The organism is Qipengyuania aestuarii (assembly GCF_019711535.1).
Classification (GTDB): Bacteria; Pseudomonadota; Alphaproteobacteria; order Sphingomonadales; family Sphingomonadaceae; genus Qipengyuania; species Qipengyuania aestuarii.
In genome coordinates this window covers 120,114-144,436 of sequence record NZ_JAIGNP010000003.1, presented here as the reverse complement: position 1 = coordinate 144,436, position 24,323 = coordinate 120,114, and the positions used below count along the sequence as shown (strand labels likewise).

The 24,323-nt window shown below is 62.9% G+C and carries 24 protein-coding genes and 1 pseudogene; 14 read left to right on the top strand and 11 right to left on the bottom strand.

Going from position 1 to position 24,323, the window contains the following annotated elements:
• The first annotated feature begins 153 nt into the window (after positions 1-153).
• From K3175_RS10435 to K3175_RS10425, 3 genes are all read left to right on the top strand, one after another.
• Complete coding sequence (locus K3175_RS10435) at positions 154-471, top strand: hypothetical protein (protein ID WP_221543350.1); 318 nt, start codon at positions 154-156, stop codon at positions 469-471.
• A gap of 450 nt (positions 472-921) precedes the next feature.
• Complete coding sequence (locus tag K3175_RS10430; RefSeq protein WP_221543349.1) at positions 922-1,902, top strand: hypothetical protein; 981 nt, start codon at positions 922-924, stop codon at positions 1,900-1,902.
• Entirely contained in the window at positions 1,899-3,107 is a 1,209-nt protein-coding gene (locus K3175_RS10425) for a hypothetical protein (protein WP_221543348.1), read from the top strand. Before K3175_RS10430 ends, K3175_RS10425 begins: the two co-directional genes overlap by 4 nt.
• On the opposite strand, the gene K3175_RS10420 is transcribed toward K3175_RS10425, so the two are convergent.
• Positions 3,104-4,729, bottom strand: coding sequence for a recombinase family protein (locus K3175_RS10420; protein ID WP_221543347.1), 1,626 nt, complete (start codon positions 4,727-4,729; stop codon positions 3,104-3,106). The two genes, K3175_RS10425 and K3175_RS10420, sit on opposite strands and share 4 nt — an antisense overlap.
• 55 nt (positions 4,730-4,784) lie before the next feature.
• Positions 4,785-5,420, bottom strand: a pseudogene (locus K3175_RS10415) (magnesium chelatase domain-containing protein); the annotation flags it as partial.
• A gap of 216 nt (positions 5,421-5,636) precedes the next feature.
• On the opposite strand from K3175_RS10415, the gene rpmH reads away from it, so the two are divergent.
• The 5 genes from rpmH to yihA all read left to right on the top strand — a co-directional run bounded on the left by rpmH (position 5,637) and on the right by yihA (position 8,982).
• On the top strand, positions 5,637-5,771 hold the full coding sequence (gene rpmH / locus K3175_RS10410; protein WP_067468613.1) for a 50S ribosomal protein L34: 135 nt from the start codon (positions 5,637-5,639) through the stop codon (positions 5,769-5,771).
• 91 nt (positions 5,772-5,862) lie between these two features.
• The gene (rnpA, locus tag K3175_RS10405; protein ID WP_221543346.1) at positions 5,863-6,246 is read left to right on the top strand and encodes a ribonuclease P protein component; all 384 of its coding nucleotides are present in this window, start codon (positions 5,863-5,865) and stop codon (positions 6,244-6,246) included.
• On the top strand, positions 6,243-6,452 hold the full coding sequence (yidD, locus tag K3175_RS10400; RefSeq protein ID WP_221543345.1) for a membrane protein insertion efficiency factor YidD: 210 nt from the start codon (positions 6,243-6,245) through the stop codon (positions 6,450-6,452). Before rnpA ends, yidD begins: the two co-directional genes overlap by 4 nt.
• Before the next feature lie 80 nt (positions 6,453-6,532).
• Positions 6,533-8,287 (top strand): membrane protein insertase YidC, encoded by a 1,755-nt coding sequence (gene yidC / locus K3175_RS10395; protein WP_221543344.1) that lies wholly within the window; start codon positions 6,533-6,535, stop codon positions 8,285-8,287.
• Complete coding sequence (gene yihA, locus K3175_RS10390) at positions 8,287-8,982, top strand: ribosome biogenesis GTP-binding protein YihA/YsxC (RefSeq protein ID WP_247710859.1); 696 nt, start codon at positions 8,287-8,289, stop codon at positions 8,980-8,982. Before yidC ends, yihA begins: the two co-directional genes overlap by 1 nt.
• Before the next feature lie 10 nt (positions 8,983-8,992).
• Here yihA and K3175_RS10385 read toward each other — a convergent pair whose 3' ends face one another.
• Positions 8,993-9,634, bottom strand: coding sequence for a hypothetical protein (locus K3175_RS10385; RefSeq protein ID WP_221543343.1), 642 nt, complete (start codon positions 9,632-9,634; stop codon positions 8,993-8,995).
• An 88-nt stretch (positions 9,635-9,722) separates the two neighbouring features.
• Positions 9,723-10,805: a chorismate synthase gene (aroC, locus tag K3175_RS10380; protein ID WP_221544108.1), complete on the bottom strand. Its 1,083-nt coding sequence runs from the start codon at positions 10,803-10,805 to the stop codon at positions 9,723-9,725.
• 518 nt (positions 10,806-11,323) lie between these two features.
• On the opposite strand from aroC, the gene ruvA reads away from it, so the two are divergent.
• Genes ruvA through ruvB form a run of 4 tightly spaced genes read left to right on the top strand, consistent with a single transcriptional unit; the run spans position 11,324 to position 13,926 of the window.
• Complete coding sequence (gene ruvA, locus K3175_RS10375) at positions 11,324-11,932, top strand: Holliday junction branch migration protein RuvA (protein ID WP_221543342.1); 609 nt, start codon at positions 11,324-11,326, stop codon at positions 11,930-11,932.
• A 5-nt stretch (positions 11,933-11,937) separates the two neighbouring features.
• Positions 11,938-12,330 (top strand): hypothetical protein, encoded by a 393-nt coding sequence (locus tag K3175_RS10370; RefSeq protein WP_221543341.1) that lies wholly within the window; start codon positions 11,938-11,940, stop codon positions 12,328-12,330.
• Positions 12,314-12,898, top strand: a complete 585-nt coding sequence (locus K3175_RS10365; RefSeq protein ID WP_247710858.1) for a DsrE family protein — start codon at positions 12,314-12,316, stop codon at positions 12,896-12,898. Before K3175_RS10370 ends, K3175_RS10365 begins: the two co-directional genes overlap by 17 nt.
• Positions 12,898-13,926, top strand: a complete 1,029-nt coding sequence (ruvB, locus tag K3175_RS10360) for a Holliday junction branch migration DNA helicase RuvB (protein WP_221543340.1) — start codon at positions 12,898-12,900, stop codon at positions 13,924-13,926. The genes K3175_RS10365 and ruvB overlap by 1 nt, the downstream gene beginning before the upstream one ends.
• A 63-nt stretch (positions 13,927-13,989) precedes the next feature.
• Here ruvB and acnA read toward each other — a convergent pair whose 3' ends face one another.
• A complete protein-coding gene (gene acnA / locus K3175_RS10355) occupies positions 13,990-16,665 on the bottom strand; it encodes an aconitate hydratase AcnA (protein WP_221543339.1) in 2,676 nt (891 codons plus the stop codon).
• A 227-nt stretch (positions 16,666-16,892) separates the two neighbouring features.
• On the opposite strand from acnA, the gene K3175_RS10350 reads away from it, so the two are divergent.
• Positions 16,893-17,051 carry a hypothetical protein gene (locus K3175_RS10350; RefSeq protein WP_221543338.1) on the top strand — a complete coding sequence of 53 codons (159 nt, stop codon included), beginning with the start codon at positions 16,893-16,895 and terminating at the stop codon, positions 17,049-17,051.
• 7 nt (positions 17,052-17,058) lie between these two features.
• Here K3175_RS10350 and K3175_RS10345 read toward each other — a convergent pair whose 3' ends face one another.
• Positions 17,059-17,946 (bottom strand): DMT family transporter, encoded by an 888-nt coding sequence (locus tag K3175_RS10345; protein WP_221543337.1) that lies wholly within the window; start codon positions 17,944-17,946, stop codon positions 17,059-17,061.
• A 145-nt stretch (positions 17,947-18,091) separates the two neighbouring features.
• Here K3175_RS10345 and K3175_RS10340 point away from each other — a divergent pair, with 145 nt between their 5' ends.
• Positions 18,092-19,510 (top strand): L,D-transpeptidase family protein, encoded by a 1,419-nt coding sequence (locus K3175_RS10340; RefSeq protein WP_221543336.1) that lies wholly within the window; start codon positions 18,092-18,094, stop codon positions 19,508-19,510.
• 20 nt (positions 19,511-19,530) lie between these two features.
• Here K3175_RS10340 and K3175_RS10335 read toward each other — a convergent pair whose 3' ends face one another.
• The 5 genes from K3175_RS10335 to K3175_RS10315 all read right to left on the bottom strand — a co-directional run bounded on the left by K3175_RS10335 (position 19,531) and on the right by K3175_RS10315 (position 24,313).
• Positions 19,531-20,238: a murein L,D-transpeptidase catalytic domain-containing protein gene (locus K3175_RS10335; RefSeq protein WP_221543335.1), complete on the bottom strand. Its 708-nt coding sequence runs from the start codon at positions 20,236-20,238 to the stop codon at positions 19,531-19,533.
• A gap of 9 nt (positions 20,239-20,247) precedes the next feature.
• Positions 20,248-21,150 carry a histone deacetylase family protein gene (locus tag K3175_RS10330; RefSeq protein WP_221543334.1) on the bottom strand — a complete coding sequence of 301 codons (903 nt, stop codon included), beginning with the start codon at positions 21,148-21,150 and terminating at the stop codon, positions 20,248-20,250.
• Positions 21,151-21,187: 37 nt separating this feature from the next.
• Positions 21,188-21,733 carry an inorganic diphosphatase gene (locus tag K3175_RS10325; RefSeq protein WP_221543333.1) on the bottom strand — a complete coding sequence of 182 codons (546 nt, stop codon included), beginning with the start codon at positions 21,731-21,733 and terminating at the stop codon, positions 21,188-21,190.
• Positions 21,734-21,791: 58 nt separating this feature from the next.
• Entirely contained in the window at positions 21,792-22,943 is a 1,152-nt protein-coding gene (ispG, locus tag K3175_RS10320; protein ID WP_221543332.1) for a flavodoxin-dependent (E)-4-hydroxy-3-methylbut-2-enyl-diphosphate synthase, read from the bottom strand.
• Positions 22,944-23,005: 62 nt separating this feature from the next.
• The gene (locus K3175_RS10315) at positions 23,006-24,313 is read right to left on the bottom strand and encodes an OmpP1/FadL family transporter (RefSeq protein WP_221543331.1); all 1,308 of its coding nucleotides are present in this window, start codon (positions 24,311-24,313) and stop codon (positions 23,006-23,008) included.
• Positions 24,314-24,323 lie beyond the last annotated feature (10 nt).

Genomic DNA, 24,323 nt, shown 5'->3' with positions numbered 1-24,323 from the left:
AACCGAGAGATACTTTAAAGTATACACAATGGCAAGTGGAAAAGATACCCGTCCACCTCGGTGTCCTTCCGACGGAGATTTTCGGGGAGCATTGGCTCAGGCACCATATATATGAAGTTCAACCCATGAGTATCGCAGCAGAAGGAGCGCGAGATGCGGGTAGCAGCGATTGTTTCGATTCTAGCGTGCAGTTTCATCTCGGGCTGCACCGGTCCGGAAACCACAATTCCGGCTACAGGGGATGTGGACTCACAGCGTGTCGGTTTCCAAGCTGACTCCGATACCTGCGGCGCAACCGACCGTCGCCATCTTCTGGGTCTTTCTCGGACGGAAGCGCCGGATCCGGGCGCTCTTTCCGCATACCGACTGGCGAGCACCCGGGAGCCGATCACGGAGGATCTACGACCGGAAAGTCTCAACATCTTCTATGATGCCGAAAGCAACGTCATCGTGGGCATCAAGTGCTTCTGATGGGGATGTAAGAGAAGCAAGCCCACGACCGCCGGGTCTTCTTGCCACTTTTGGTTTCCCCGCGCGAGCGCTCCTGAGCCGCGGCACTTGGCTGTCCGCCTCGTAAACCACCCCTCGGCAGGTTCCTGGGCGCGGCAACTCTTGTCCCGGCGTCCAGCAACACTGCCGGACCAACGGGAGCCTGTCGAGATCGGGGATCGACACGTTCAGACCGGCGAGCGCCTGGAAGGACGCAACGGCGAAGTTTCTTCGGAGGCCTGAAGCTTCAGGACTTTACTATTGCAAAAGAATAGACGCGCTGTTCTGTATCGTGGCTATGTCGGTGCGGGGATCTGCGACGGTCGCGCGATCGGTAGCACGGCCCCAAGTGGCTGACCCATCGATGCGGGCTGTCCGGCTTGAGGCATCGGCTCTCGAACTAACCTTCCCATTGACAGGGGTCGCAGCAGCTTGAACGTCTACATAGCCAATTTCGGGCGCGAGAACTATGAATGGCCGCGCTGTCTCGCCGTTGGCTACGTCGCGACGATGCAGGACGAACGCCTCCACCCCTTCTGGGCGGCCGACGACCGCGAAGGTTACATCGAGCAGACGCTCGCGCACCTGAAGACCGCCAAGGGTGTAACCCCCGTCAAATCCACCGCCAGCCGCTGGTATAACCTCGGGACGATCATCATGGAGAGCAGCGGCGATCTGTGGATCCATCGGCACGAGGATCGCATCTGGTGGACAATGACGTTGGAGGAAGAGGGTTCGATCGAACTCGAACCGGATCCGAAGCCGGCGCCATGGGGTTCGCGGGACGTCTACTTCTACAGGAAGCCGTGTCGCCCCTGGTCCTCGAGCGACGAACTCGGCAGGCCCCTTCGATGGAAAGCGGTTCACCGCAAGGCGCACGATTTCCTCACCACGGAAGCGACGCTCCAGCGGCTAGGCCCGGATAACGCAGCCTACGCCCGAGCGCTCGTACGGGGCGAGGACCTGTCCGAATGGCACGATCGGCGGGAATGGAGGGCCAAGACCCAGACGGGCCCACAGGCAATGCCCGTCACCTATGGCGACGCACGGGCGAAGACCTTCCTCCAGATGATCACGCGCGCCGAGGATACCGCGAGGGCAGCTAATGGTCAGTCGGTGGAGCGGCGCATGAAGAACAAGGAGTTCCGTCTCGGCACGCGAACCGAGGCCGAGCGGTACCTCGAGGAGCTGTTCGACGCGCAGGAAGGAATGTGCAATCTCTCCGGGCTACCACTCCAATGGATTGGCGGCGACGATCCCCAGATGTGCTGCTCGCTCGATCGCATCGACAGCGACGGCCATTACGAGAGGGGCAATCTCCAGATCGTCTGCAACTTCATCAACCGTTGGAAGTCCGATGGCGATAACACGGAATTCATCCGACTCCTCGGCGCGGTCCGTGAGTTTCCATGAGCAGCCTCCTCGTCGATCTCTTCAAGTACCGGAGCCGCGAAAAGCGTGAAGCGATGGAGGATTGGCTCACCGAGTGCGTGGCGGCGATCCTGCGCGCACTGCCTCCACATGAACTCGCTGAGGCGTTAAAGTCCGTTACCGGACAGAACTGCGCCGCTCTCCTCGAAGCAGGGTCCGTGATCGGAATTGCGACGCAGGTAGTCATCGAGAAACGAATTGATCATCAGATGGATGCCGAGAAAGGAAAAGCGGCGCAGCGCGAGGTCCAGCGACCCGACATGGTGATCAGCATCGACGGACATCCATGGCTGGTGTTCGAGAATAAGGTGGCCCATGCCGTGGATCACGACCGCGCGAGTGACGCGAGCCGTGTTTCGCAGTTGGAGCGATACGGAACCTGGCTGCAAGACCAGCAGTTTGGCAGTCCAGGTCTTGTGAAGGCTCTAGTCTTCGTGACCCATTTCACACCCGTCCCCCCGGGGTACATGACGATCAATCCGAGCGAACCGGGCTATCGCGGACTGAAGAGGTATGTCGCCACCTGGGGATCGCTGTCTCGGGCATTTGAAGCAGTTACCGCCGATTTCGCGACCAGTGTCCACGCGCGTGTCCTGGTGGACGCTTTCGCAGAATTCCTGAAGGAGCATGGAATGTCAGATGAATACCCCGCCAGTCAGGACGTGGCGCTGCTCGGCCTGCAGATCGGATCGACCGACCGGTTGAAGAAGCTCGTCGACGACATGTTCGTCCGTGTCCAGGGCATCGGGAACTGGAACGGCAACACCGTGTGGGCCGAGGCCGATGTCAAGTTCGGCCGCTTCAATTCCTATCGCTGGGTCCATCTGCCGGACGGATGGCCCGAGGGCTGCTACCTCAACACGGGCCTGTGGTTTCCGGACAGTCCCGACCAGAGATACCGGACCGTCATGGACGAGGAACTGGGCGAACATGGATCGGATCCCATAACATCTGCGCCGAAGGTCTTCCTGCAGCTCGCTCACGAAGAAGACGACATGTTCCCAGAAGAGGGATTGCCGGGGGAAGAGTGGCTGAGGCCCGTGAGCGACTTTTTCGTCTTTCGGGACTACGACAGCTTCCATGGCGATCCTGCGGCACGGGCGGTGTCCATCTTCTCCTGGCTGGACGAGCGGGTGGAGGAACTGCGCGAATTCATTGGTGCCACTGATTCTGGCGCCAAGAGCTAGGCGGAGGCGGTCCCACCGAAAGGCTCGCCATCGATCCGGCACATCGACCAATCCGTGCCTCGGTTCAGCTCGTCATAGTGGATGGATATCAAGCGCTCACCTGCCACTTCCATTTCAACACCCAGCGGATACGGACCGAAGAAAGTCAGGCGATCCACCAGCGCATGGACGGCGGCCATCACCTTGGACCTGGCCTCGAAACGGGTCGTCTCGTCCTCATCCTGAAGCGATGAACGCAGGGCCCCGACGCGCTTCTGTTGCTCCTCGACGCTCGGAGCATGGACCAGACTGACGAGGCGCGCGCGTGCGTCGTCGAGTTGATCGCCGGCGGCGTCTGATGCCGCCGCCAGTTCAGTCCATAGAGTCTGCGCCTCGTTACGTCCCGTCTCGACTGCGATCCGCAAGGCGGAATCCGACTTCGCCTGGGCGATCTCCCATGTCCGTTCGAGCCGTGCGACCTCGATCTCCAACTCGCGTACCTCGGCCTGCGTTGCGGACCGGTCCTCGTGCAGGGCTTCGAGGATGATGGGATCGAGTATTCCTTCTTCCCATATCGCGTAGTTGTAGTGGACGCCGTTCGAGCACCCTTTCCCCCGCTGGTATCCATCGCAAACGAGGTAATCCTCGTTCACCCAGGTGCCATCGGCCCGCTGCTTCCGTCCTTTTCCGCGAAATGTCATCTTCGACCCGCAGGTTCCGCACTGGGCGAGGCCAGAGAACAGGTTCACCAACTTTCGTCCGCGGCCCGTGAATTTCCGTGAGCGTTCGGCCATCGCCGCGATGGCGCGTCGGTGAAGGTCTGCATCGACGACGCTCGGATAGTAGTCGAGTATGATCTCGCCCGTGACCTGCCGCTTCGACCCACGAGCCTTGCGCGCCAGGTGCAGCTCTCCGACGACCGCCGGATTGTGCAGGATCTTCTGGACGTAGCTTGCGTGCCAGGCATCGGCCCTCCCGAAGGGCGGGACGCCCTCAAGATTGAGGTTCTTCACGATGTGGTTCTTCCCGAACCCTGCGACCGTCTCCTCGAAGATTCGGCGAACGATCGCCGCGCGTTCCGGGATCGGAATGAAGACAGGCGGCGAACCGATCACCTCGAGCCACGCAGGAGCGCGACGGGTTATCACGAACTTCTCGCCCGCGTTGAGGCGCCGTCGCTTCGCAGCCCAGGCCGCACCGAGGCGCTGACTCTTCTTCTCGCTCTCCTCGTGGCTCAGCTGGGCCTTGACCACGACCTCGAGGATCGAGGCCATGTCGAAGTTGCCCTTGCTGTAGCGCCGGGCACCGTCGACGGTCGCGACGACGACGCCCGCGTCCGTCAGGTTCATCATCCACATGAAGACGCGACCCGGCTCCTGACGCGACAGGCGATCGAGCTGCTCGCAGAGCAGGATCACGCCATCAGGGTATAGACCTTCCTCGACATCCTTCACGAAGCGGCCCAGCGAACCGGAGGACGCGTGCTCCCCCTTGAAAGCGCTGATGCCATCGTCCACCAGCTCGTCGACGACAGTCCATTGGTTCTCGGCCGCATGACGGCGACAGATGTCCTGTTGGCGCTCGAGACTCGATCCTTTGCCCTGTTCGGAGCTCGACCAGCGGATGTAGATTACGCAGTCCATCGTTACCCCTGTTTATCGATATTATCGATCAAGGTGTAGGGATATCTTATCTGAACAGGTTGTGACCGCCCGCCGCCGCGATTTCCAGCGCGCGCTTGGCGGTTTCCTGCCCCTTCACCTGTTTCAGATCGGGCGCCTTGCCGGGTTCCTCGACCAGGCCCTGCTCGGGTTGGGGGAGCTGGGCGGTGCCCTTGAGATGGTTGAGCAGGCTGGCCAGATCGGGCGCGGCGAGGACGGGCACGTCGCTCGCCCATTTCGCCTCCGACCCTTGGGCGGCGGGGCAGATCAGGCCCTTTTCCGCTTCGCTCGCATGGAGCGCTGCGAGCAGGACCCCGGGCGAGGGTTGGACCCGCGCATCTAGCGCCAGTTCGCCCACCACGATCCAGTCGGCCAGCTGCTCGCCGTCGGTGATGCCCATCGCGGCCAGCACGGCCAGCGCGATGGGAAGATCGTAATGCGACCCTTCCTTGGGCAGATCGGCCGGCGAGAGGTTGATGGTGATTCGCTTGGGCGGCAGCGCCAGCCCCATGGAAGACAGCGCGGCGCGCACGCGTTCCTTGCTTTCGCCCACGGCCTTGTCGGCCAGGCCGACGATGTTGAAATTGGGCAGGCCGGGTGCCAGGGAGCATTGCACCTCGACGGCGCGCGCTTCCAGCCCCAGATAGGCCACCGTCCGGACCAGTGCGACCACGTGTCTGATACCCCCTCGTATGGTGCGTGTCTGGCAAGCGGCAGGCAGCTTGTCGAGTGGCGAGCGCATCCGATGCGGCGTAAAGCGGCAAGAGGCTTGACCTTCGGCCCCCATTTCCTTAAGCGCCCCTCCACAAGAGCGGTCGCCCTTGCGGCGGCCCTTTTTCTGTCGGAGCGATTCGCCCGGCGTCTATGTGATTTAACGAAGGATCATCCGATGAAGCGGACTTTCCAGCCCTCGAACCTCGTGCGCGCCCGTCGCCACGGTTTCTTCGCCCGCAAGGCTACTCCGGGCGGCCGCAAGGTTCTCCGTGCCCGCCGTTCGCGCGGCCGCAAGAACCTCTGCGCCTAAGTGACTGACCGGCCGCGCCTCGTGCGTGGCCTGCCAGGCTGAGCGAACCTGCGGGCTCCCTTCGGGGGGCCCGTTCGCGTATCTGACATCCATGCACCCGAGTCTTTCCGTCATCCGCAAGCGGAGCGATTTCCTCGCCGCCAATCGCGGCCTGAGGAATGCCCGGCCCGGATTCGTCCTGCTCACCCGCCCGAACGACGGGCAGGGCAGGCGCTACGGGATCACCGTGACCAAGAAGATCGGCAATGCGGTGGTGCGCAACCGGATGAAGCGTCGCTTTCGCGAATTGCTGTGGGCCGCGCTGCCCGGGGGCGGGCTGCCCGATCACGATCATGTCCTGATCGGCCGCGAAGGCGGGGTGGAGCGCGATTTTGCCCGGCTGGCGGAGGAACTGGACGCTGCCCTCGCGCGCGCCGCCGAGGGCAAGGGCGACCGGGGGCGGGGCCCGCGCCATAAGCGGTCGCGGCGGGCGTGAAGTATCCGCTGATCTGGATCGCCCGCGCGTGGCAATTGGGGCCGAGCAAGATTTTGCCGCCCACCTGCCGCTTTTCCCCGTCATGCAGCCAGTACGCAATCGAGGCGCTGCAGAAATACGGGGCAATCAGGGGTGGATGGCTGGCCTTCAAGCGGCTATTGCGCTGCCAACCCTGGGGGGGCTGCGGCCACGATCCGGTGCCCTGACGTACAAAGCCAGGGCCGCTGTCTTGACGTAGCAATACACCCTGCCCATCTGACGAATACAACTGCCAACGGGATCGACCTTGGAAAATTCACGCAATTTCGTGCTTGTGCTCACTCTTTCGCTGGCCGTGCTGATCGGCTGGCAGTGGGCGATGGATCACTTTTACCCCCAGCCGGACGAAGTTCCGGTGACGGCGGAGAAGGTCGATACTCCGGCAGAGCAGGCGGCGGTCAAGCACACCCGCACCGGCGGGCTGACCGATCCCGCGGCCATCGCGCAGGAAGAGGCCGATCTCGAGACCGCGCTCGCCACGCCCGAGCGGCTGAAGATCGATTCGGACCGCGTGGCCGGTTCGATCGCGCTGCAGGGTGCCATGGTCGACGACATCGTGCTCAAGGATTACGACGCCAGCACCGATGACGCGAGCGGCCCTGTGCGCCTGTTCTCGCCGCGCGGCACCCCGGCGCAGCAATATTCGCAGTTCGGCTTCCTCGTGAACGGTCAGAAGGTCTCCGACGATGCGCTGTGGACCGCCGATGGCGGCGTGCTGTCGCAGGACAATCCGGTCACGCTGACGCATCAGACCGGCGACGGGGTGGAACTGCAGCTCGTCTATTCGATCGACGACAATTACATGATCACCGTCGACCAGCGCGTGGCCAACCGCAGCGGCGCGCCCGTCGTGGTCCAGCCTTATGGTCTCGTCGGCCGCACCAGCGACACCGCCAGCGAAAGCCTGTGGATCGCCCATTCGGGCCCGGTCGGCACCTTCAGCGGCAGCGCCAATTACGACTATGATTACGACGACGTCGAAGAGGCCGGCCGGGTCAGCCCCGAAGGCACGACCGACTGGGTCGGCTTCACCGATATCTACTGGCTCGCGGCGATGGTCCCCGATGCCGGTGCCGCGCCCGAAGCCACCTTCCGTTCGCTCGGCGGCAATACCTACCGCGCCGACATGATCTATGATCCGGTCACTGTGCCCGCGGGCCGCGCCTATACCACCACCTCGCGCCTGTTCGCCGGGGCGAAGGAAAGCGGCGTGCTGGATGCTTATCAGGACGCAGGCATCCCGCAGTTCGGCCTGGCGATCAGCTGGGGCTGGTTCCGCTGGTTCGAAAAGCCGTTCCTGTGGCTGCTCACTCACATCTTCGAAATCGTCGGCAATTTCGGCGTGGCGATCATGATCCTCACCCTGCTGGTGCGCGGGCTGATGTTCCCCGTCGCACAGAAGGGATTCGCCTCGATGGCTTCGATGAAGGCCATCCAGCCCAAGATGAAGGCGCTGCAGGAACGCCACAAGGACGACCGCGTCAAGCAGCAGCAGGAAATGCAGAAACTGTTCAAGCAGGAAGGCGTCAATCCGCTTTCCGGCTGTCTGCCGATGCTGCTGCAGATCCCGATCTTCTTCGCGCTGTACAAGGTGCTGGTGCTCGCGATCGAGATGCGCCACCGTGAATTCCTCTGGATCAAGGATCTCTCCGCGCCCGATCCGGCGACCATCCTCAACCTGTTCGGCCTGCTGCCATTCACGCCGCCCAGCTTCCTGGCCATCGGCATTCTGGCGGTCCTGCTCGGCTTCACCATGTGGCTGACCTTCAGGCTCAACCCGCAGACCGATCCGGTCCAGGCGCAGGTCTTCAACATCATGCCCTGGATCCTGATGTTCATCATGGCGCCGTTCGCCGCCGGCCTGCTGCTTTACTGGGTCACTTCCAACGTGCTGACGCTCGCCCAGCAGAAATATCTCTACTCCAAGCATCCGCAGCTGCGCGCCGCGGCGGAGCAGGAGAAGGCCGAAAAGGCCGCTGCCGCCGCCAAGGCGAAAGGCTGATGACCGACCACGAAAACCAGCCGGACCAGCAACAGGCCGAGCGGGACAAGGCCGAGCAGGCCGAACAGGCCGCGCTCGAACGGCGGGCGAACAAGCTGTTCTCGGGCCGGGTGGACTTTCTCCTCTCGGCGCCGCAGCTCAAGTTCCTGCCCGAACCGACCGTGCCCGAGATTGCCTTCGCGGGCCGGTCGAACGTCGGCAAGAGCTCGCTGCTCAACGCGCTGACCGGGCGCAAGGCGATCGCGCGCGCTTCGGTCACGCCGGGCCGCACGCAGGAACTCAACTTCTTCGAAGTCGGAGCGCCCACGCTGTTCCGCCTCGTCGACATGCCCGGCTATGGCTTTGCCAAGGCGCCGGTCAAAGTGGTCGAGAAATGGAAGAGCCTGGTGAAGACCTATCTGCGCGGGCGGCAGGTGCTGGTGCGCAATCTTGTGCTGGTCGACAGTCGCCACGGGCTGAAGGATGTCGATCGCGACATGATGAAGATGCTCGATGAAGCGGCCGTTGGTTACCGGATCGTGCTGACCAAGGCGGACAAGATCAAGGCGAGCGAACTCGCCAAGACCGTCGCCGCGGTCGAGGCCGAAGCGAAGAAGCACGTCGCCGCCTATCCCGAGATCCACGTGACCTCGGCGGAAAAGGGCATGGGCATTCCCGAACTGCGCGCCGCCGTGCTGCGCGATACGGGCGTCTGACGGCTAACGCCTACCTGATCCTGAAATCCAGCAGTTCGAAGCGCGCCGGGCCCGTCGCATAGACGCCGTGTCCGCGCCCGCCGGTCGAACCGAAGACCAGGCCGACCTTGTCGGCATTGGCCAGGGCATCGCGGAATTCGCGGGGCCTGTCGTTGGCCTTGATCCCGCCAACCACCGCGCCCCAACGAGGATCGTCGAGCCTCACGGTCATTTCATGCACGCCCGGCGCGATGTTCTGGACGGTGGGCGAGGGTGCGTACCAGCGATACATCGCATAGCGTCCCTTCGCGCTCCAATTGTCGCCAGCGCGCTGGAAATAGAGCGAAACCGTCGCTGGCCGGTCCGGAAATTGCTGCGGCACGAAGCGCGTGCCGCGCCGGGCATCGACCCGGTAGCGCACCTTAATCTCGCGTGCGCCGTCCAGCGATCCGGGATCGAAGCTCACATAATGGACATGGCCATCGCGCTTGCTGTTCGACGGGAATTCGAAGCTCCAGCCCTGCGACGTGGGCTGCGGACGCAGCGGCATGTTCACCGAATAGCTCTTGCCGCGAATGATCGGCCCGATCTCCCACTGATGGGCAGGCGGTCCGGCACCGATGGCGGTGGCTGCGGCGGCAAGGCTGATGGCAAGGGCTGGAAGGATTTTCATGGAAGGCATCCTACCACGCCCGGCTTTGCGCTGGCTGAACGCGGCGGTTGGGTAAGCGTAAGCTAATGCCCGCCCGTCACCCGCCCATCTATCCGCATTGCGCGCGGTGCAGCAGTTTGTGATCGGCCAGCACCAGCGCCATCATCGCTTCGACGACGGGCGTGCCGCGAATGCCCACGCAGGGATCGTGGCGGCCCTTGGTGCGCACTTGCGTGGCGGCGCCCTGCCGGTCGATGCTGGGCACCGGCGTCAGGATCGAACTGGTCGGCTTGAAGGCCACGCGGCAGACCACCGGCTGGCCGGTCGAAATGCCGCCCGCGATCCCGCCCGCATGATTGGCGGCGAAGTGCGGCCCGTTCTCGCCCGGCGTCATCGCATCGGCATTCTGTTCGCCGGTCAGGCGCGCGGCATCGAAACCGTCGCCGATCTCCACGCCCTTGACCGCATTGATGCTCATCATGCCGGCCGCCAGATCGCTGTCGAGCTTGGCATAGAGCGGAGCGCCCCATCCGGCGGGGACGCCGCTTGCCACGCATTCGACCACAGCGCCGAGCGAGGATCCCGCCTTGCGCGCATCGTCAACCAGCGCCTCCCAGCGCTTCGCGGCATCGGCATCGGGGCACCAGAAGGGGTTGCCGGAGATCTGGTCACGGTCGAAATTGGCCGGATCGATCCGGTCGCCGCCGATTTCGGAGACATAGGCGAGGATGTCGACTTCGCCCACGATCCGCCGCGCCACCGCGCCCGCCGCCACGCGCATCGCGGTTTCGCGCGCACTGCTGCGCCCGCCGCCGCGATAATCGCGAAAACCGTATTTCGCGTCATAGGCATAATCGGCATGACCGGGCCGATAGGTGTTGGCGATCTCCGAATAATCCTTCGATCGCTGGTCGGTATTCTCGATCAGCAGGCTGATCGGCGTGCCGGTGGTGCGCTGCTGCCCGTCGGGCGCTTCGAACACGCCCGACAGGATGCGGACCGCATCGGGTTCCTTGCGCTGGGTGGTGAACTTGTTCTGCCCCGGTTTGCGCGCATCGAGGAAAGGCTGGATGTCGGTTTCGGTCAGCGCGATGCCCGGCGGGCACCCGTCGACCACCGCGCCGATGGCGGGGCCGTGGCTTTCGCCCCAGGTAGTGAAGCGCAGGGTCCGTCCGAATGTGTTCCAGCTCATGGTGCCGTCATATCGCGCATCAGCCGCCTGTCGAGCAAGCATGCCTTTCCTACAGCCCTGCTGAATTGGTATTGGTGCGGGATGGCGGCAGTCTGAAAGGGGCGGGCGGGGTGACACTTCGAGACGCAAAGGGTGACAGCATGCGGGGCGCGGTGGTGACAGCTCGCCTTGCGGAAAGTGACAGATCGGCGGGGGAAGGGTGACAGTTTGGCGCGGGAAGGTGACAGATTGCCCTGTAAGGTGACGGATCGGCGCGCAAGGGTGACAGTTTCGCCAGCCAGGGTGACGGATCGCGGCTTTTTGCCTTGGACCGTGCTCCACCTGCTCCATCCTGCCGCGCGAATCGCGGGAGAAACGGCGCGGGAGGGTGGACCCGCAGCGCGGACTGCGGCAGGAACAAAACGCGCCCACGCAGCGATGCGGCGGCGAGGAATGACACCGCGCTCAAGCAGCGTAGCGATAGTGCAGAAAGAGACACCGCGCTCAAGCAGCGTAGCGGTAGCGCAGAGAGAAACACCATGATTGCGAAGCTCAAAGGCCTGCTTGACGAAACCGGCGTGGACTGGGCGGTGATCGATGTCTCGGGCGTCGGCTATCTCGTCCATTGCTCGGCCCGCACGCTCAGCCAGTTGGGCGAAAAGGGCGAAGCCTGCACCGTCTATACCGATCTGCAGGTCTCGGAGAACGACATGCGCCTGCTCGGCTTTGCCGACGGTGCCGAACGCGACTGGTTCCGCCTGCTCACGCAGGTTCAGGGCGTGGGCAGCAAGGTCGCGCTGGCGATCCTCTCGGCGCTTTCGACCGCGGAGGTGCAGCAGGCCTGCTCCAATGGCGATGCCGCCACCGTCGCGCGCGCGCAGGGCGTCGGGCCGAAACTGGCCAGCCGCATCGTCAACGAACTGAAGGACAAGGCCGGCGCGCTGCCGGGCGGGGGAGGCATGGCGGGCGGCTCGGGCGTCGCCATGCCCGCAGGCGGGGCCAGCGCCGATGCGGTAAGCGCGCTTGAAAACTTGGGCTTCAAACCCGCCGTCGCTGCGCGCGCGGTGGCAGCGGCACAAAGCGAACTGGGCGAAGGCGCGGCCGAGGGCGACCTCATCCGCGTGGCGCTGAAGAGGGCGGCGGGGTGACAAGGATGGTTTCGAAAGTAGTGTTGATGAGCGCTGCGGCGATCGGGCTGCTAACCGCTTCGCCCGCTATCGCCTGCCGTCCCGGTTCCGAAACCTACGTGTTCTTGCCGGAAGTGCCCCCCCAGGTCGACGATGACGCGATCGTCTTGCGGGTCCGACCACAGAAATCGGTTACCGCGTGGAATAACGGCCTGGTAGTGGATGTGATCGATGTGATGCGCGGGGATTGGTCGTCGGACACGGCGTATGTCGACTATGGCCCGTTCACCAGCTGCTCGCGGGCCCACCTGCCCGCAGAAGGTGCGTGGGTGATTGGCAGGCCTGTTGAAAATGCGCGCGATTGGCTGATTGCACAGCAGTTCAAATGGCGCGAATGGGAGAATGACGATGCCTATTGACCGGCCTCACCGGCTCGCAGGACCCTCCGCTGCACTGCTCTACCTGATGGCCGCGCCACTTGCCGCGCAGGATATGAGCGCGTTCGAGACCGGTCCGGTGTTCGATGGTTTCGGCCCGCATGCCTCGGTGGCGGGGGTGGAACCCTTCGCTGCCGACACGGCATTCGCGCACAGCTTCGATGTCGCGAAGGCTACCGAAGACGGCGCGCGCAACCGCGGCTTCGAAAGCGCGGCGCGGTTCATCAACATGCATGTCGCTGCCGGCGTGCCGGAAGAGAACATCCGCGTGGCCGTGGTGGTGCACGGGCCTGCCGTACTCGACCTGTTGAACGACGGCGGGTGGTCGGCGCGCCAGCTGGCGACTGCGGAGGGATCGCTGGACAATCCCTCGGGCCCGATGGTCCGCGCCATGCTCGATCACGGGGTACGGTTCATCGTCTGCGGCCAGAGCGCCGCCGCGCAGGGTGTCACTCCCGACCAGCTGATCGAAGGTGTTGAGATGGACCTCTCCGCCATGACTGCCCACGCCCGGCTCCAGCAGGAGGGCTACACGGTGAACCCGTTCTGATGACCGATGTGAACATCCCCCTCCATTCGCCCGACCGCCAGCCCGAGGATCCTGATGCGGCGCTGCGGCCCAAAAGCCTGGCGGAGTTCGTCGGCCAGAAGGCCGCGCGCGAGAACCTGCGCGTCTTCGTCGAAGCCGCCAAGGGGCGCGGCGAGGCGATGGATCACGTGCTGTTCTTCGGCCCTCCCGGCCTCGGCAAGACCACGCTGGCGCAGATCGTCTCGCGCGAACTGGGGGTGGGCTTCCGCGCCACCAGCGGACCGGTGATCGCCAAGGCGGGCGATCTGGCAGCGCTGCTCACCAATCTCGAACCCAACGACGTGCTCTTCATCGACGAGATCCACCGGCTCAATCCGGTGGTCGAAGAAGTGCTCTATCCGGCGATGGAGGACCGCGCGCTCGACATCATCATCGGCGAAGGGCCCTCGGCGCGCAGCGTGCGGATCGATTTGCCGCCCTTCACGCTGGTCGGCGCGACCACGCGGCAGGGGCTGCTGACCACGCCACTGCGCGACCGGTTCGGCATTCCCGTGCGCCTCAACTTCTACACCGAGGACGAGCTGCTCAAGGTCGTCACCCGCGGGGCCGGCCTGCTGGGCATGGGGATCGACGAAGGCGGCGCGCGCGAGATTGCCCGCCGCTCGCGCGGCACGCCCCGCGTGGCAGGCCGCCTGATGCGCCGCGTGCGCGATTTCGCCAGCGTGTTGGGCGAGCCGGTGGTCACGACGCGGGTCGCCGACGAGGCGCTGACCCGGCTCGAAGTCGACAGCCTCGGCCTCGATGCGATGGACCGGCGCTATCTCACCATGATCGCGACGACCTACAAGGGCGGGCCGGTGGGCGTGGAAACGCTTGCTGCCGGGCTGTCCGAGCCGCGCGATACGGTGGAGGAGGTGATCGAGCCCTATCTGATCCAGCTCGGCCTCATCGCCCGTACGGCGCGGGGCCGTATGCTCAACGATGGGGGCTGGGATCACCTCGGCCTCGCACCGCCCAGCAAGCCGCAGGGCGACATGTTCGACAAATAGCGCGCCAGTGAAAAGGGGCGGCTCCTTGCGGAACCGCCCCCTTCGATCCGGTGTCGCCTGGCCTCAGGCCGCTGCGAGCTTGCGCAACACGTAATGGAGTATGCCGCCGTTGCGGTAATACTCCATCTCGTTCGCCGTATCGATGCGGCACAGCGCGGTGAAGGTGGCCTTGCTGCCGTCTTCATGCGTCACTTCGACTTCGACGTCCTGGCCCGGGGTCAGGTCGGCGAGGCCCTTGATCGTGAAGGTGTCATCGGCGCCGAGGCCCAGACTCTGGCGGGTGTCGCCATTCTTGAACTGCAGCGGGAGCACGCCCATGCCGATGAGGTTCGAACGGTGAATACGCTCGTAGCTTTCGACGATGACCGCGCGCACGCCCAGCAGGATCGTGCCCTTGGCCGCCCAGTCGCGGCTGGAGCCGGTGCCGTATTCCTTGCCGGCAACGACCACCAGCGGGGTGCCGTCTTCCTTGTGCTTCATCGCCGCGTCGTAGATCGGCATCTGTTCACCCTTGTAGGTGGTGATGCCGCCTTCGACGCCCGGGACCATCTCGTTCTTGATGCGGATGTTGGCGAAGGTGCCGCGCATCATCACTTCATGGTTGCCGCGTCGCGAGCCGTAGGAGTTGAAGTCCGCCTTCGAGACCTGATGGTTCTTCAGGTATTCGCCTGCCGGGCTGTCTTCCTTGATCGAGCCGGCGGGGCTGATGTGGTCGGTCGTGGTCGAATCGCCGAGGATCGCCAGCGGCTTTGCATCGGTGATGTCGGTGACCGGTGCCGGTTCCATCGACATGCCTTCGAAGAAGGGAGGGCTGGCGACGTAGGTGCTGGTCGGGTTCCAGCGATAGGTGTCGGAGGCTTCGACCTTGATCGCCTGCCAATGCTCGTCGCCCTTGTAGACGTCACCATAACGGCTTTCGAACATCTGCCGGTCGATATTGGCGGCACGATGCTGAGCGATCTCCTCGTTCGTCGGCCACACGTCGGCGAGCATCACGTCATTGCCGTGCTGGTCCTGACCAAGCGGGGTCTCGGTGATGTCCTTCGTCACCGTGCCGAGGATCGAATAGGCGACCACGAGCGGCGGGCTGGCGAGGAAGTTGGCGCGCACGTCGGGCGACACGCGGCCTTCGAAGTTGCGGTTGCCCGACAGGACCGAGGCGGCGACGATGTCATTGCCGTTGATGGCCTTGCTGATCGGCGGGGCGAGCGGGCCCGAATTGCCGATGCAGGTCGTGCAGCCATAACCGACGAGGTCGAAGCCCATGGCGTTGAGATCGTCCTGCAGGCCCGACTTCACGAGGTAGTCCGTGACGACCTGCGATCCGGGCGCGAGGCTGGTCTTTACCCACGGCTTGGGCTTCAGGCCCTTCTCATGCGCCTTCTTGGCGACGAGACCGGCAGCGATCAACACATCGGGATTGGACGTGTTGGTGCAGCTGGTGATGGCCGCGATCACTACGTCGCCATCGCCCACATCGTGATGGGTGTCCTCGACGTCCACGCGCAGCGGCTGGTCCTTGCCGTAGATCGACTTGAGGTCGGTGTTGAACAGTTCGTCCACCTGCGGCAGCGCGACGCGGTCCTGCGGACGTTTCGGGCCTGCAAGGCTGGGCACGACCTTCGACAGATCGAGGTCGAGCGTCTTGGTGAAGACCGGCTCGTTCTCGGGCGTGAACCACATACCCTGTTCTTTCGAATAGGCTTCGACCAGCGCGATGGTTTCTTCGTCACGGCCGGTGAGGCGCATGTATTCGAGCGTCTTGTCGTCAATGCCGAAGAAGCCGCATGTCGCGCCGTATTCCGGCGCCATGTTGGCGATGGTCGCACGGTCGGCGAGGGTGAGGTTGGCCACACCTTCGCCGTAGAATTCGACGAAACGTCCGACCACGCCGACTTCGCGCAGCATCTGGACGCAGGTCAGCACCAAATCGGTTGCTGTCACGCCTTCGGCCATCGCGCCGGTCAGCTTGAAGCCGACGACTTCGGGGATGAGCATGGAGATCGGCTGACCGAGCATGGCGGCTTCGGCTTCGATCCCGCCGACGCCCCAACCCAATACGCCCAGGCCGTTGATCATGGTGGTGTGGCTGTCAGTGCCGACGCAGGTATCGGGATAGGCGATCGCATTGCCGTCGGGATCTTCACTGTTCCACACACCCTTGCCGATGTATTCCAGATTGACCTGATGGCAGATGCCGGTGCCCGGGGGCACGGCGGAGAAGTTTTCGAAGCTCTTCGAACCCCACTTCAGGAAGTCGTAACGCTCCGCATTGCGGGCGTACTCAAGCTCGACGTTCTTCTCGAAGGCCTTCGGGTGACCGAATTCATCGACCATGACCGAGTGGTCGATGACCAAGTTGACAGGAACTTGCGGGTTGATCTTCGAAGTATCGCCGCCGAGCTTCCCGATGGCATCGCGCATGGCGGCAAGATCGACCACGCAGGGCACACCGGTGAAGTCCTGAAGCAGCACGCGGGCGGGGCGATACTGGATTTCCTTGCCGGTGACCGGGTTCTTCTGCCAGTCGGCAATCGCCTGCGCATCGTCGGTGGAAACGGTGAAGCCACCGTCTTCGAAACGCAGCATGTTTTCCAGCAGGACCTTCAGGCTGAACGGCAGCTTAGACACGTCGCCGATCTTTTCGGCAGCCTTGTCGAAGGAATAATAAGCATAGTCCTTACCGTTCACGGTGAGAGTTGAGCGCGTTGCGAGACTGTCCTGGCCGACCTGGGTCATGCGGGCAAATTCCTTTCTTTCTGAAGCCGTCACACCACCAATGGGTAAGGCGGCAGAATGTGCCGCGCCTGTGCGCTGTGGCGGGCAAAAAATCAAGGGTATCACCGGCGCTCATCTGGCCGGCAGGGAACCCAAACCTGTCGCAACCCATTGATAGGGCAATGACGGGCCGCTGCGCAGCGCAAGAAATAACAGCGAAAAGCGCCGCCCGATGAGGAGTTTGAACTATGAAGACCGCTACACACACGAACGCAAAATCACGCCAGACAGTTCGCCTTGCCGTGATGACGGCTGCATTGGGTGTGGCCGGCATGTTCACTGCCGCCGCTACGTTCGCAGCCGATAATGCGCCTGCAGACCAGACCGAATTGGCTCAGCAGCGCTAAAAACTAATCACAGCGCGCTCTGTTCAGGACGCTTGCGGCGGGCTGCGATCCAGCATCCGGCAACGATAAGCGCGGCGCCTACTATTGTTGCTCCGCGTACCTGTTCGCCGAAATAGAGCCAGCCAAACAGCGAGGCCCACAGAAAACCGGTGTATTCGATCGGTACCAGGCGCTGGGTCTCCGACCGGGCATAGGCCCATGTGAGAAATAGCAGGGCAGTTACCGCCAGGAAAGCACCCGCGAAGAGTTCGCCCCACACGGGAGCGGGGGGCATCACTAGAAGAAACGGCGCACCGGCGAGCAATGTGAGCGCAGCTACGCCATTCTGAAAGGTACCGGCTTCCTCTGGCGACGACACCAAAGCCTGTTGCCTTTGCAGTATGAGGTTCCACGCGAAGAGCAGCGCCGAGACGGTGACGAGCGTAAGTCCGACCAAGGAATCTTCGTTCAGTCTTTCTCGTCCGATGCGCCCTCCTACAATCACGATCACCCCTCCCAAGCCCAATAAGGCGCCAAGGATTGCCCGTCGTTCTATTTTTTCGCCCAGGATAAGGGCGGCCAGATACAGCGTGATGAGCGGGGCTATAAAGCTGACTGCAATTGCCTCGGCCAGGGGCAGGCGGACCAATGCGCCGAAAAAGGTCCAGCCCATGAAGGCGACGACAATTCCGCGCTTGATGTGGACCTTCATCACCGATCTCGCCGGCATTTTTCGCGTTCGCCACCACCAGATCGGTGCAATCATGCAGAAGCCGATCATGCAGCGCAGAAGATAGGCGCTGTAGGCGCCAATCGCGATGCTCGCGCTTTTCATCACTGCATCCATGGCCGAAAACAGTGCAATCCCGACGATAGTGGCCACCACCGGCTTGAGGCTGTCGTCATTTACGCTCATCGTCGCTGGCATAGTGCGCCCTGCCGCAGGTGCAACTTGGTTCAGCGGTGGGTAAGCCGGGATCGCGGATTGTTTCAGGCAGTTAGCAGTACATAGCGCGTGGAAAAGCAGTATATATTGCCACAGCGCAAAATTGGTGGGCCAAATGACACGATTTAGAATTTCGACCGGAACAGCGATTGCCGCAGTTCTCCTCGCAACCGCCGCACAGGCTCAGCAGGCAGAGCCGGAAAGTTTGCTGCCGACAGCGTTGCAAGCCGCACAGTCCGATGCAGCCACTCCGCGGCAGCAGGATAATAGCGCACAGACTGTGAGCGAGGCCTTCGGAGACATCCGCATGGCCAGCGGTGAAGTGGTGCAGGAAATTCCCTCGCTCGAGGGTGTGTGGACGAAGGCACAGGCTCAAAAGCTGCTCGCCTTCATTCCGACAGTTGCTGCCGAAGGACTCAACCCGTCCGATTATCGCGCCGATGCCCTTCGCACCGCGATTGCCGCCGGCGAGGGTGAAGCGCTCAATAAGCTGGCAAGCGAGACTTTCGTGTGGCTTGTCGAAGATTTGCGCGACGGCCGTACGCCCATGGAAGCGCGCCGCCAGTGGTTCGTCGTCGATCCGGATGCGGATCGCATGCCGACCTGGAAGCTGCTGGAAGATGCGCTCGCGAGCGGCGATATCGCCGGTACGCTTGCCTCGCTCAATCCGCTGCATCCCGATTACGCCGCACTGCGCGACGAACTTGCCGCGACCAAGGACGCCAAGCGCGTCAAGCTGATCCGTGCGAACATGGACCGGTGGCGCTGGCTGCCGCAGGATCTGGGCAAGCAGTATCTTGTTACCAATGTGCCGGAATACATGCTGCGCCTGACGGTCAATGGCCGGATCATCAAAAGCTACCGCACCGTGGTCGGCAAACCCGGCCGCACCGCTACGCCGCAGCTGGCGGAGATGGTCGAAGCGGTGATCTACAATCCCACCTGGACGGTTCCGCAGTCCATCGTGAAGGGCGAAGGCCTTGGCGCGAAGGTACTCGGCAATCCGGGCTGGGCGCGAAATGCTGGCTACAAGGCGACCAAGGGAGAGAACGGCTGGGTCACCGTGGTCCAGCAGCCTGGGCCGCAGAATGCGCTTGGTCTGATGAAGCTCGACATGCCGAACGAGCATGCCATCTTTCTTCATGACACTCCGAGCCGCCATCTGTTCGCGAATGAGAACCGTGCGCTGAGCCATGGCTGTATCCGCGTGCAGGGCGCACGCGAACTTGCCATGACCATGTCCATGCTCGGCAATGCCAACAGTCGTGAAGATATCCCGGCCATTCAGCAGGAAGTCTCGGAAATCACGACGAGCGGTGAATATACCCGCTACGAAATGAAAAAGCAGTGGCCGGTCTATCTCACCTACTTCACCATGGCGACGGACGTGAACGGCGAAATGAAGACGTTCAAAGATATTTACGACCGCGATGTTCCGGTGCTCGAAGCGCTCGACGCGCCTCGCGTGTCCGATCGTGCGCGCGAGACGAGTGAGGAAGCCGTCGAGATCGTCGACGACATGCAGATCACCTGAGAAAGACGGCGACCCCGGCCTTAGTAAACGCCGGGGTTCGTCCGTTCGAAAGTACCGCCGCTGTCGCTGCGTAGCAATTCGGTCTGCGTGACGGGCGGCGGTACGCGGCGACCGTCATCGGTCAGGCCCAGGCTTTCGGCATAGAGCAGGCGTCCGCCGCTAAGCTTCAGAAGCACATAATCGAACTGGTCGGGTCCCAGCGCAAAGCACCCATTTGACCTGCCCAGCCTGCCCCACCTATCGACATGCTCCGGACGGGCATATTCCGCCTGATGCATCACGATGGCGCGTGGCAGCGCCTTGTCATTGGTCGGATCGAGCCCGTCGAGCCTGATCGAGGTGCCATACCGCCCTGTGTACCAGCTGCGCGTCATATAGGCGCCGCGGCTGGTCGCCTCGCTGCCCTCGATGTTCGAATAGCGCTTGAGCCAGCCATCATGCTGGCTGTCCGAGCCTGTGCCATGGCTGACATGGAAGCTCTGTACCCGCTCGTTCTCCAGATCGACGAAATGGAAGCGTCGCTCCGAGGAATGAAGGCCAAAATCGGCAATTCCGACAATATCCTTCTTCCAGAGCACATCACCCACCCGCGCCAGCTGGTCGCGCGCGATGGCGAAAAGCTGCGCATCGCGGCTGGCGGTCGGATTGATCTGAGCGCTTACCCGGCCCGGCAGCGTGAGCGCTGCACTGGCGGCAAGCGAGCCCTTGAGAAGTTCGCGGCGGTTCATGGTGTCATCCTATAACATCGCGCAGACTATCGGAAGCTGAACGAACTCGGCATTCGCCCTGGCGCAGGCGATCATCGACCTGGCGTGTCGTTCACCGACTTCGCGCGGGTCGGGGCCATATCCCCCGCCGAGCGAACTCGCGACAGGCACGCCGCGCGAGCGTACGGCACGGATCACGTAGCTGTCGCGGCGAACCAGCCCTTCGCTGGTCAGCGCGAGGCGCCCCAGCTTGTCATCGCCATGGACGTCTACGCCGGCTTGGTAGAGCACGAAGTCAGGTTCGAATTGCTCGATCGTGTGGGGAAGGTGCCGATCGAGCGCCTCGAGATAACCATCGTCATCGGTCCCGTCCGGCAAGGGCACGTCGAGGCTGGATCGTGCCTTGCGGACCGGGAAATTCTTCTCAGCATGGAGCGAGAGGGTGAAGATGTCGTCACGCCCTGCCGTAAGGCTGGCGGTACCATCGCCCTGGTGGACGTCGAGATCGATGATCAGGATGCGGCTGGCGTCCCCTTCCGCGATCAGGCGGTTGGACGCGACGGCAAGATCGTTGAACACGCAATAACCCGCGCCGGTATCGTAAAGGGCATGATGACTTCCCGCGGCGCTGTTGCCGGCATAGCCGTGACGGCGGGCGAGCTGTGCTGCCAGCCACGTCCCGCCATTGGTGTGGGCGACGCGCTGCGCAATATGCGGAGTGACGGGAAAGCCGATGCGGCGCTCCTTCTCGCGTGGGACGGTAGAAGCGAACACCTGCTCCACATAGTCGGGGCAGTGCACAGCCTCGAGCCAGCGGCGCGGCATGGCCGGCGGGGCGTGTTCGGTGATCGGATAACCGCTCTCGCGCAGGGCGACCATGACTGCCATGTATTTGTCGAAGCGGAACGTCCCCCGTGTCGGCGCGGGAGCCATGTAATCAACGTGGTGTACGACGTGGAGCAAGATGAACCTAGCCGTTCTTATCCTGCTTCGACGCTATAGCCTTTTCGGCCAACTCGGCAGCGTCTTCTTCATTGCCGGGCTCGAGTATTTCGACCTTGCGATTGATCAGGCGGTTATAGACTTCGAAGAACACGCCGAGTTCCCACAGCATGGTTGGGCGCAGCTGGTCGAGCCGTTCGATTTCGCCGAATGTTTGCGATAGCGGAGGCACCCCGACCAACCGGTCGTTACGGACCATCTCGCCATTTTCCTCCTGCTCCATCCGCAGGACCGCGACCGGGCGGATGTCGACGAGCGTGCCCGATGGGAGCGGCCCGCCCGTAAGCACCATGACGTCCAGCGCATCACCGTCCGGGGCCATGGTTGCAGGTATGAAGCCGAAATTGGCCGGAAAGGTCAGTCCCTGGGGCAATTCGATGGCCCAGCGGAAGATACCGAGTTTCTTGTCCAGATCGATCTTATGCGTATTGCCCTTGGGACATTCGATGAAGGCGTGGAGCAGACCGTTTTCAGCGCGGGCCGGCAAACGGGCAAGGTGTTCGGCATCGATCATGAAAGGCTGCTCCGCATGGCTGTAACCAACTTACGGAGCACCTGCCGAGGCGTTCCGCCTATTCGGCTGCCTCGGCCTCTTTGGGGGCATGCGGATCAAAGGCGACCGCTTCCCCGGCTTCGATCGCGGCGGCTTTTTCTTCGACCAGCTTCACGATGTGATCGAGCATGTCGTCGCTCTCGATATGGTGGTTCTTCACGCCCGAGAGGTACACCATGTGCTTGCCCGAACCACCGCCGGTCAGACCGATATCAGTCTCGCGCGCTTCGCCCGGGCCATTGACCACGCAGCCCAGGACCGAAAGGCTCATCGGTGTCTTGATGTGCTCCAGGCGCTTTTCCAGCGTTTCCACAGTCCGGATTACGTCGAAGCCCTGACGCGAACAGCTGGGGCAGGACACGACGCGTACGCCGCGCGTCCTCAGGCCCAGCGCCTTCAGCATTTCGAAGCCGACCTTCACTTCCTGCTCCGGCTCGGCGGAAAGCGAGACCCGAATGGTGTCGCCGATACCGGCCCAGAGCAGGCTCCCGATGCCGATGCTGGATTTGACCGTGCCGCCGATCAGGCCGCCTGCTTCGGTGATGCCGAGATGCAAGGGACAATCCACCGCTTCGGCCAAGCCATGATAGGCGGCAACGGCGAGGAATACGTCGCTGGCTTTTACCGCCACCTTGTATTCGTGAAAATCGTGGTCCTGCAGCAGTTTTATATGATCGAGCGCGCTTTCGATCAGCGCTTCGGGGCAAGGCTCGCCATATTTCTCAAGCAGATCCTTCTCCAGGCTGCCGGCGTTCACCCCGATGCGGATGGCGCAGCCGTTGGCCTTGGCCGCACGGACCACTTCGGCAACGCGTTTGCTATCACCGATGTTGCCCGGGTTGATGCGCAGACATGCCGCGCCCTTGTCGGCAGCTTCAAGCGCGCGTTTGTAATGGAAATGGATGTCGGCCACGATGGGCACATTGGCCGCCCGCGTGATCTGGTCGAAATGCGCGGTCGATTCCTCGGTCGGGCAGGAAACGCGGATGATGTCGGCACCGACATCTTCGCAGCGACGGATCTGGTCGATCGTCGCGCCGACATCTTCGGTCGGCGTATTGGTCATGGTCTGGACGCTGATGGGCGCATCGCCGCCGACAGGCACGCTGCCGACCATGATCTGGCGGGACTGGCGGCGCTCGATCGTGCGCCAAGGTCGAATGGAAGACATGGACCCCGATATAGAGCGGGGAATGTGAAGGGGCAATGACGCCCCTTCACGAGAGTTGGCTATCAGAAGTTGGCGGCCAGCGAGAATGCCAGCACATCGGCATTGCCGCGGCTGTCGGACCGGATCGTGGCATCCACGGCTGCGGGCGTGCCCTGGAAGAAGCCGTCGGTGCGATCGAGCGGCTCGCTCTTCACGAAGACGTGCGCATAGGCCAGGCTGGCGGAGATCGTTTCGTTGAGATCGTAGGTACCGCCGACCGAAAGCCAGGTGCGGTCGCCATCGGGAACGCGCGTGGTACGGAATTGGTCGGTGATCGGCGATTCGTCGAACATCGTGCCGGCGCGCAGGGTGAAGCGCTCGGTGAAGTCATATTCAGCGCCAATGGCCATCGAATAAGTGTCGCGATAGTTCTGTTCGCTCACCTGGGTGGGGGCACCTTCGGGGACCACGCGGATCTCGTCGAAATTGCTCCAGTTGTACCAGCGCCAGGTGCCGTAAACGCGATACGGAGTATCGGTACCGAACATGACGCTGACGGTGGCGATATCCGGAGTCGAAAGCGGCGCCGTGGCATCGGTCAGGACGTTATTGCCAGCCAGCGGGCCGGTGAGACCGGACAGGTCGAATTCGCCTTCAAGCGTGTGGTCGACTGACGAACGATAGTGTGCGCCGAGACGAACCGGGTCGAAAGTTGCGGTGATGCCGGCGTTCCAGCCTACCGAAATGTCATCGCCCTGAATATTGAGCGCAGCATCGGCGTCCGCCGGATTAAGGTTCGGCACTGCATTGGCGAGCTCGACATCGACATATTGCACGTCGACACCGGCGCCGATCGAGATGTTGTCCGACAGCTTAAACGCTGCGCTGGGCTGCACGTTCACAGTGAATACGTCGGACTTGAGCGAATCGTAACGACCGAAGAAATCTTCATCGTAATCGACCACAACGCCGAACGGGCTGTTCACGCCAAGGCCGAGCCAGAGGCGGTCGGTGACCTGCGCGGTGGCGTAGAAGGAGGGGATGACCAGCGGCTGTGCAAAAGGATTGCCGCCGTCGCTGCCGGTGACAGGAATGGCAACAGGCACGCCGGGAACGGTGCGGGTGGTACCCGTGTTGGACTGGCGCGCATCGACGAACAGCGCCTGAGCATTCGCTTCGACGGTGATGCCTTCGAGTTCCGTCATCCCGGCGGGATTGAAGAATACGGTGGCTGCGCTGTCGGCAGCGGCAGCATCGCCCGAATAGGCGCGGCCGGCTTCCTTGGTCGACTGTTCCTGAATGTAGAAACCGCCAGCATATGCCGGTGCGGAAAGGGCAAGTCCGACGCCGAGGGCGAGAGCGGACGTGGCGAATTTGATCGAGTTATTCATCGAATTATCC